Raw genomic sequence first — 8,798 nt, forward strand, 5'->3', positions numbered from 1 at the left:
GATGGGGACGTGGACCTCGTCGATGGGGATGTGGTGGGGCCCGGAGCATCTGTACGAGGTGTCGCTACGCGAGTCGGCGGGGGCGCTGGCCGAGCGCGGCTACGGCCACGTGCGCGCCGAGGAACTGGCCAGGGCGGGGGGCATGTCGGTGGGCAGCTTTTACCGGCTCTATGGCAGCAAGGCGGGCTTCGCCCGGAAGGTGCGCCAGTGGGCCGAGACCGAACTCTGCCGCATCGCACGCGTGGACTTCGAGAGGGAGCCGGAGCAGCCGGAGCGCAGTTTTCGCGAGGTCTTCGACAGCTTCTGGGCGGACCTGGCGTGGTGCGCGACGAGAAAGCCGGAGCTGTTCCACTTCACCTTCCTGCACTGGCATCCGGACTCGCTGGAGCCGGAAGCCCTTGGCGCTCAGGCCCGGGAGCTGGTGCGGGAGGTGCTGGCGCACGGTGAGCGCGTGGGAGCGCTGGCGCCGGGAAGCGTCCTGGTGGGTGAGGGCCTCATCTGGGGGGCGCTGGCGGAGCTGGTGCGGGCAGTGGCGCGGGGGGACGAGCAGGGCGCGCTGGAGAACGTCATCCGCCTGGGGCGGGTTCTCTGGAAGGCGCTGGCGGCGGAGGAGGAGGCGGGCCCTCGGGGCAATGGCACGCCTCCGCCGGATGGAGCGACGGAAGACTCCGGGACTGAAGACAACCGCGCCCCGGAAGACCTCGAAGCCGATGCTCCCGCCAACCCCGCGCTCACCCCAACAGGGCGAAGAGCTGCCGGCATTGCGCCAGCAGCGTGCCGTCCTGGGTCCAGAGCTGCTGGAAGTCCTCCGCGTAGCCGCCGGCCGCCTGGCTCGAGCGGCCCGTGCGGAGGAAGTGCGCATCCGCGCCCAGGCCCGGACGCGGCAGCGCGTGGAAGAAGTCCACCCGGAAGTCCACGCTCGCCGAGGCCTGGAAGCCATCCACGCGCGACAGCACCGACGGCGGGTACGCATCCATCAGTCCCACGCACAGCGGCGCGTCCAGCACCAGCGGGTCCTTGGAGCGAATCCACCCGCCCGTCTCCGCCACTGGCCCTCCCGAGTACGGCGCCCCGCCGAGGCAGAAGCGGTACTCGAAGAACTGGCAGAAGGTGGGCAGGGGCACGTCGTCCGGCACTGCCGGCACCTCGTGCGGCGGCGGCACCTGGGGGCGCGGCACGTCGAAGTATTCCAGCGTCCCGCCGCGGGCCGCGCCGAAGGTGGCGCTGGCGATGCACACCACGCCCGCCGCGTTCTCCACCCGCGCGGTGGCATGCGTGACGAGCCGTCCCGCGCGCTCGATGCGCGTCAGGATTTCCGCGTCGCCCTCCACCGCGGGCGCGCAGAAGTGCACGGTGAGCGAGCGCACCGGGCGCCCCGCGTCGCCGACGTGGTGCTCCAGCGCGCGCAGGGCCGCGCCCGCGACCACGCCTCCGAAGGCGCCCTTTCCCTGATACCAGGGCGCGGTGAAGCGGATGTGGTAGCGGCCGGGGGCGAGAGGCTCGGGCGTGGTGGCGGCGAGGAAGGCGGCGGTCATGTCGCGTCGCACCGTATCAAGCCGGCGGCTCCGGTGGACCCACCGCGCGCATGGCGCCTGGCCGCACACGCTGAGTGTGGCACCGGCGCATCCACGGGCTCCTCGTCACACCGCACGCCCGGCGAAATACCGTCGTGTCCGTGGGGAACCCCACCGCGGACATGGGGACATCACCCGAACCTTCAGCGTGCCTGTCGCCTTGTCCGTGGGGTACCTGAGCTCGGACACGGGTGCCCAACCCCGAACCTTCAGCGCGCCCGCCGCCTTGCCCGTGGGGAACTTCACCGCGGACATGGGCGCATCACCCCGAATCTTTGGCGCGCAGCCGCCTTGCCCGTGGGAACTTCACCGCGGACATGGGCGCATCACCCCGAATCTTTGGCGCGCAGCCGCCTTGCCCGTGGGAACTTCACCGCGGACATGGGCGCATCACCCCGAATCTTCGGCGCGCCAGCCGCCTTGCCCGTGGGGAACTTCACCGCGGACAGGGGCGTATCACCCCGAATCTTCGGCGCACCCGCCGCCGTGTCCTTGGGGCCACTCACCCCTGGCACGGGGCCATCACGACGCACTTTGACGAGCCGCCGCCGTGTCCTTGGGGAGCCTCATCACGGACACTGACACACCACCACGAGCCTTCAGGGCGCGCCGCTTTGTTCGTAAGAAACGTCACTGCGGACACGGCGCATCACCCCGAGTCCTCAGCGCGCCGCCGCCTTGTCCGTGGGCAGCCCCACCGCGGAGAGGGCCACCTCGTACAGGTCGCCCTGGCCGTTGCCCGGCGAGCGCAGGCGCGCTTCGAACTCGTCGGTGGTGTACGGCTTCGCACGCGGTTCCATCTGGAAGGGAAGGCGCGCCGCGTACACGAGCACTCCGCGCGCCGGCACCACCACCGGCGTCAGCACGTCGCCCCGGTTCACCGCCGCGCCCAGGTTGCGCGGCGTGCTCCAGCTCTCGCCCTCGCGGAAGGACACCCAGAGGTCGTACCGGCCCAGGCTGCCGGGCCGCTCCTCCGAGCTGAAGAGGAGATAGCGCTCGTCCGGAGAGATGTAGTGATTGCCCGCCCCGTGCACCGAATCGTTGACGGGCGCCGGCAGCTTCTCGCCCGGACCGAAGCGGCCGTCCTTCCACCCGTGGCGGTAGATGGCGCGCTTGCCTCCCGGGCTCGTGGGCGTGCGCGTGACGTAGAGCGCCCCGTCCGCGGTGACGGAGGTGTTCGTCTCCGTCTCGTCCGTGCTCACCTCCGGCACGTGGCGTGGCGCGCTCCATCCGTTGCCCTCGCGCTCCACCATCCACACGTCGAAGTCCTTGCGCACCGGCTCGCCTTCCTTCACCGGCCGGTTGGAGGCGAAGAAGAGCTTCTTCCCGTCGGGCGACAGCGCCGGGTCGATGTCCCGCCACCGCCCCGAGAAGGACGCCACCTCCGGCTTCGTCCACCGCCCATTCCGGAAGTGGCTCACCATGACGAGCTGGAAGGTGAAGCGCGTGGGGTCCGCGCGGTTGAAGTAGACGGTGTTGCCATCCGGTGTGAAGGCGGCGCCGAACTCCTCGTTGGCGCTGGACACGACGTCGGGGGCGAAGACGCGCGGCGCCTGGGGAGCGGCGGCCGGCGAGGCGGACAGCGAGACGAGCAACGCGAGCGAAGCGACGGTGGACATGACTCTCCCGTGCGTCCCGCCTCCTCCGGAAGGAAGCGGCGGGGAAGGTGAAGCGTGGTTCAGGTGTTTCTCAGGCCCGACGCAGCACCAGCCCGGGCGCGGACGCGAGCACCAGGCCTGTCATCAACCCGATGACGCCGGACAGGCCATAGAGGACGCAGGTCAGCGCGCCGCACAGCGTGGCGAGCACGCTCGCCGCGAGCACGAAGCGGCCGCGCTCGCCCACCGGCACCTCCGACGACGCGCGGGTGATGAGCAATCCCGCCAGCAAGCCGCCGCCCACGCAGGCCAGCAGGCAGAAGGAGCGACAGCCCGAGGCGCACACGTGCCCGAAGGCCACCACCAGGGGCGGCACCAGCAGGGGCATCACCCCGCCCAGCACGCCCGGCACCACCGCGCGCCCCAGCACCCCACCCCGCCAGCCATAGGCCACCAGCAGCGCCGTGAAGGCCGCGCCCAGCGCCAGCGTCCCCGGCCCCACGCCCGAGCGCAGCGTCACCGCGCACAGCACCAGCACCCCGCCGTAGCCCCCCAGCGGCAGCGCCCGCACCAGCCGGCCCTTCTCGTATGCCCACCTCGCGCGGCGGGCGAGCTCACTCGACTCCATGTCTCGTCCTCCAGGCGGCCCGCAGCCGCGTCATGGCCCGCTCCACCCGCTTGCGAAAGGTGGCCGGCGGCACCGCCGGACGCTCCGCCTCTCCCATCGCCGCGGCCAGCGTGGCCACGTCCTCCGGCCTCAAATCGTCCAGCACGTCCCGCAGCGCCGCCGCGAGCTGCGCGCCCGCGAGCCGCGCCTCAGGCCCCTCTCCGTCGTCCGGCAGCGCCTCGTCCGGCGCCGCGTCCTCGCGCCGCCGCTGCCTCGCCTTGCGGCACGTGCGGCATTCATAGGCCGCCAGCGACAACACCCACGGCAGCACGTCGCGCGAGGCATCGAAGTCCGCCGCCCGGGTGAACACCTTCAGCAACGCCGCCTGCGCCGCGTCCTCCGCGTCCGCCCCGTCCGGCAACAGCCGCGCGCAGAAGCGCACGAGCAACGGGTGCAGCACCCCGAAGGCCGGAGCAAACGCGCTCCGGTCGCCGTCGGCGAGCCTCGCCATCCACCCCTGCAGTGCCTGCCGTGCCGCGGAGTCCACGTCCGTGCCTGCCTCGTCAGCCGCCCTTCTCCCTCTCTAGGCCGCGCCGGCAAAAGCGTGACAGGCCGCCTTCCATTTGACGAATGACCACGAGCCACCCATCCGATGACCCAGGGTCACCCACCAGCGGGATGAGTGAGGCCCGCTCGCGGCGGGAAGGCGAGTCCGTGGGCATGCAGGCGCAATTGCTGGGGTATTTCGCGGGGGAGAAGGCGGAGAGCGTGCTGTTCGTGCTCGCCGGGGGGGCGCTCACCGCGCAGCTCACCCAGGCGCCCGTCGCGTTCCAGGCCGCCGAGCTGGCGCGCATGGACGCCGTCATTCGAAGCGCGCGGTGAGTCGCGGGGCCCTCGTCACGCGGGCAGGCGCCAGTCGACGGGCTCGCGCCCCTTGTCCCGCAGCGCCTTGTTGACCTTGCTGAACGGCTGGCTGCCGAAGAAGCCATTGCTGGCGGACAGCGGCGAGGGGTGCGTGCCCTCCAGCACCACGTGCCGCTTCGCATCGATGAGCTTCTTCTTCTTCTGCGCGTAGCGGCCCCACAGCAGGAACACCACCGGCTCCGACTTCGCGCTCACCGCGCGGATGACCTCGTCCGTGAAGTCCTCCCAGCCGTGTCCCGCGTGGCTGTTGGGCTCCGCCTGCCGCACCGTCAGCACCGCGTTGAGCAGCAGCACGCCCTGCTTCGCCCACGGAATCAGCGAGCCGTCCTTCGGGCGCGGCAGCTTCAGGTCGCTCTCCAGCTCCTTGAAGATGTTCACCAGCGAGGGCGGCGGCGGCACGCCGGGCTGCACCGAGAAGGCCAGCCCATGCGCCTGCCCCGGCCCGTGGTACGGGTCCTGCCCCAGCAGCAGCACCTTCACGTCCTGGTAGGGCGTCAGCCGGAACGCGGCGAAGAGGTCCTCCTCCGACGGGAAGACGGTGGCCGACTCGCGCTCCTCCGCGACGAAGCGCTCCAGCTCCAGGAACGACGGTGACGCGAGCACCGTGCGCAGCTCCCTCTTCCAGTCCTCGGGCAGCCTGTCCGCCAACATGGTTCCGTCCCTCTCCCGCCGGGCGCCTGGCCCTATCCAGCAGCAGGGGCATTTATGCACCTACCCGCCACGTAGGGCCAGGGCTTTTCGCAGACGGGCCGAAGTCTCGCGGCAGCGCCCCGTGTCCGCCCCGGGCAGGTGTCCCGCCTTCATGGCCGGACCGGCCGCGCACTCGCGCCAGGGCCCCGCGCCGGACGCTGGCGCCTCGGGATGGAGCCGCTCAGGCGGCGGTGGAGCGGGAGGCCGGCGCGGCCGAGAAGCGGCTCATGAGCGTGCGCAACTGCTGGGCACGGGCGTGGAGCTGGTTCACCGCTCCGGCGATGCGCTCCACGTCCTCCACGGCGCCCTCCGCGCCCTGGGACAGCGTCTGGATGCGCGTGGCGAGCAGCGAGCTGTTGTCGGACTGGATGGAGTGCGCCTCCGCCATCTGCCGGATGCGGTCCTGGATGCTCTCGGCGCTGGACATGATGCGCTGGAGCGCCGCGCCCGTCTGGGCCGACAGGTTCATGCCCGCCTGGACCTCGTCGAGGCCCGACTGCATCTGGTCCATGGCCTTGAGGGTGTCCTCCTGGCTCTGCTGGGTCAGCGCCTCGATGCGCAGCACCGCCTCGCGCGAGCGCTCCGCCAGCTTGCGCACCTCGGCGCCCACGACGGCGAAGCCCTTGCCCTGCGTTCCCGCCCGCGCCGCTTCAATGGCCGTGCTGATGGCCAGCATGTGCGTCTGGTCCGAGATGTCCCGGATGAGCTGGAGCATCTCCTGCACCGTGCGGCTCGTGCTCGCCAGCCGCTGCACCGTGCCCGTGGACTGCTCCACCACGCGGACGATGTCCTGAATCTTCGCCGCCGTGAGCTGGACGACCTCGCCGCCCTCGCGGGCCGCGCGGCCGTTGTCCGCGGCCACCTCCACCGTGGAGCGCGCGCTCCGGGTGTTGAGCGCCAGCGCCTGGTCCATCTCCCGCACCGCGCCGGTCATCTGCGTGAGCTGGTCCGACTGCGCCTTCGAGGACGCCTTCAGCGCCTCGGCGGCCTGGCGAATCTCGTCCGCCGCGGTGGCGGTGGAGCCGGACACCTGCTGCACCTCGGTGAGCATGCCCTGGATGCCGGAGACCATCGTGTTGAAGTCCCGGGTGAGCTGGGCGACCTCGTCGCCGCCCCGCGGCTCGACGCTCACGCTCAAGTCCCCGGAGCTGACCCGGCGCGCGGCCTCGGCGAGCTGGCGGACCGGGCGGATGATGCGCAGCGAGATGATGCCGCCCACCGCCGCGGTGAGCACCACCGTCAGCGCCAGCACCCACAGAATCTGCCGCTCCACGGCGGCCAGCTCCCCCGCCACGTCCTCCAGGTAGATGCCGCTGCCGACAATCCAGCCCCAGGGCTCGAAGCGGCGCACGTAGGTCAGCTTGTCGCGGACCTCCTCGTCGGAGCCCAGCTTCTGGGTGGCGTAGGACAGGCGCACCTCGCCCGTCGCCTTCGAGCCGTCCACCATCTCCTTGAAGATGCGCCGGCTGTTGCCCGTCAGCTCCACGTCCGACACGTCCCGGCCCGCCGAGTTGGGGAACAGCGGGTGCACCACGAGGCGGGTCTGGTAGTCGAGAATCCAGAAGTACCCATTCGTGCCGTCGAACTGCATCCGGCCGATGGTCGCCGCCGCCTGCGCCTGCGCCTGTTCCTTGGACAGCTCACCGGCGCGCACCCGGGCCTCGTAGGCCGTGAGGATGGACGTGGCGCTCTCCACCGTCTGCTTCAGGCCGCGGTGCTGCGCCTCGATGAGCTGCGCGCGGATGGTGGGCAGCAGGTAGAGCGGGAAGAGGAGCAGCAGCGGCGCTCCCGAAATCAACATCGCCGCGTAGAGCCTGAAGAGGAAGCTGCGGCGGACTGTCTTCAACATGACGCCTACTCTAGATGACACCGCTCCCCGGATGCCCGTGACCCGAAGCCGCTCGCCGTCCGGACGAGCAGTGCGGGTGCGGGCCCACCCAAGGGGTGCCCCCGCCCTGGGGCGGGGCCGTGACAGTGACACTGGAAGTAGCAGGCAGGCAGCCAGGACGGGATGTTGGGATGAGGCGCCGGGCGCGCTAGCCTCTCGGGCGCCATGACGATGTACACCGAGTCACTCCGCGCCTTCCTGAAGCCCGTCCTGCCCTACCTGGACGACGAGTCGGTGTCGGAGATCATGATCAACGGCCCGACCGACATCTGGATCGAGCGCAAGGGCCTGCTCACGCGCACCGACGCCAGCTTCACGGAAGAGGGGCTGCTCGGGGCCGCTCGCAACATGGCCCAGTTCGTCGGCCGCGTCCTCAACGAGGAGCGCCCCCGGCTGGACGCGCGCCTGCCGGATGGAAGCCGCATCCACGTGGTGCTGCCGCCCATCGCGCGCAAGGGCACCACCATCTCCATCCGCAAGTTCTTCAAGGAGAAGCTGACCGTCCAGTCGCTCCTGAAGTTCGGCTCGCTGACGCCGCAGATGGCGCGGCTCATCGAGGCGGGCATCGCCACCAAGCTCAACATGCTGGTGTCCGGCGGCACGGGCTCCGGCAAGACGACGCTGCTCAACATCGTCTCGTCCCTCATCCCGGACGAGGAGCGCATCCTCACCATCGAGGACTCGGCCGAGCTCCAGCTCAACCAGACGCACGTCGTGGCCTTCGAGAGCCGGCCGCCGGACAAGTTCGGCAAGGGCGGCGTGGACATGGGAGACCTGCTGCACTCGGCGCTGCGTCTGCGGCCGGACCGCATCGTGGTGGGCGAGGTGCGCGGCGGCGAGGCCTTCCACCTCATGCAGGCGATGAACACCGGCCACGGCGGCTCGCTGGCCACCACGCACGCCAACACGCCCACGGACACGCTGCGCCGTATCGAGTCGCTGTGCCTCATGTCCGGCGTGGAGCTGCCCATGGTGGCCATCCGCGCGCAGGTGGCCAGCGCCATCAACTTCATCATCTGCTGCGAGCGCCTGCACGACGGCAGCCGCAAGACGATTGCCCTGTCCGAGGTGCTCCCCCTCAACGAGAAGGGCGACTACCGCACGCAGGACATCTTCGTCTTCACGCCGGTGGCCAAGGACGACGACGGCCACATCCTCGGCTACCACGCGCCCACGGGCATCGTGCCCAGCTTCGTGTCCAAGGCGCGCGCGTACGGCTTCCCGGACCTGGACGAGACGTTCTTCGACCCGGCCACCTACGGCCTGCCGCCGCCGCCCACCTTCCTCGCCGGCTCGGCGTACAACGTGCGCTGGGCGCCCTCGCTGAAGCACCGCGAGGAGGGACGGCCGGACCCGTCCCACTTCAAGCAGGAGTGGGCCGACTTCGAGGAGAAGCTCAAGCAGCAGGCGCGCGAGGCGAAGGCGGCCAAGGCCTCCGCGCAGGTGCAGGTGCCCGTCAGCCACCCCGCCCCGCCGTCCGGCGCCAGGCCGCGTCCGCCCGAGCCTCCCGCCCGCTC

At 71.2% G+C, this 8,798-nt stretch carries 8 protein-coding genes and 1 pseudogene; 3 read left to right on the forward strand and 6 right to left on the reverse strand.

The annotated features are described in order from the left end of the window. Positions 1-28 precede the first annotated feature (28 nt). A pseudogene (locus HG543_RS57095) lies at positions 29-181 on the forward strand (TetR family transcriptional regulator); the annotation flags it as partial. Between the two features lie 550 nt (positions 182-731). Here HG543_RS57095 and HG543_RS48110 read toward each other — a convergent pair. The 4 genes from HG543_RS48110 to HG543_RS48125 all read right to left on the reverse strand — a co-directional run bounded on the left by HG543_RS48110 (position 732) and on the right by HG543_RS48125 (position 4,290). Beyond that, positions 732-1,535, reverse strand: coding sequence for an acyl-CoA thioesterase (locus tag HG543_RS48110; protein WP_169351700.1), 804 nt, complete (start codon positions 1,533-1,535; stop codon positions 732-734). Between the two features lie 701 nt (positions 1,536-2,236). Continuing rightward, entirely contained in the window at positions 2,237-3,193 is a 957-nt protein-coding gene (locus HG543_RS48115) for a TolB family protein (protein WP_169351701.1), read from the reverse strand. 70 nt (positions 3,194-3,263) lie between these two features. Then, the gene (locus HG543_RS48120; protein WP_169351702.1) at positions 3,264-3,800 is read right to left on the reverse strand and encodes a hypothetical protein; all 537 of its coding nucleotides are present in this window, start codon (positions 3,798-3,800) and stop codon (positions 3,264-3,266) included. Further along, entirely contained in the window at positions 3,787-4,290 is a 504-nt protein-coding gene (locus tag HG543_RS48125; RefSeq protein ID WP_169351703.1) for an RNA polymerase sigma factor, read from the reverse strand. Before HG543_RS48125 ends, HG543_RS48120 begins: the two co-directional genes overlap by 14 nt. Positions 4,291-4,457: 167 nt before the next feature. On the opposite strand from HG543_RS48125, the gene HG543_RS48130 reads away from it, so the two are divergent. Continuing rightward, the gene (locus tag HG543_RS48130) at positions 4,458-4,661 is read left to right on the forward strand and encodes a hypothetical protein (RefSeq protein WP_169351704.1); all 204 of its coding nucleotides are present in this window, start codon (positions 4,458-4,460) and stop codon (positions 4,659-4,661) included. A 15-nt stretch (positions 4,662-4,676) separates the two neighbouring features. Here HG543_RS48130 and ung read toward each other — a convergent pair whose 3' ends face one another. Continuing rightward, positions 4,677-5,354: a uracil-DNA glycosylase gene (gene ung / locus HG543_RS48135; protein ID WP_169351705.1), complete on the reverse strand. Its 678-nt coding sequence runs from the start codon at positions 5,352-5,354 to the stop codon at positions 4,677-4,679. 220 nt (positions 5,355-5,574) lie between these two features. Further along, the gene (locus HG543_RS48140) at positions 5,575-7,242 is read right to left on the reverse strand and encodes a methyl-accepting chemotaxis protein (RefSeq protein ID WP_169351706.1); all 1,668 of its coding nucleotides are present in this window, start codon (positions 7,240-7,242) and stop codon (positions 5,575-5,577) included. Between the two features lie 204 nt (positions 7,243-7,446). On the opposite strand from HG543_RS48140, the gene HG543_RS48145 reads away from it, so the two are divergent. After that, positions 7,447-8,798: TadA family conjugal transfer-associated ATPase (locus tag HG543_RS48145; RefSeq protein ID WP_169351707.1), on the forward strand; the 1,352-nt coding region annotated here is incomplete at its 3' end.

The organism is Pyxidicoccus fallax (genome assembly GCF_012933655.1).
GTDB classification, from domain to species: Bacteria; Myxococcota; Myxococcia; order Myxococcales; family Myxococcaceae; genus Myxococcus; species Myxococcus fallax.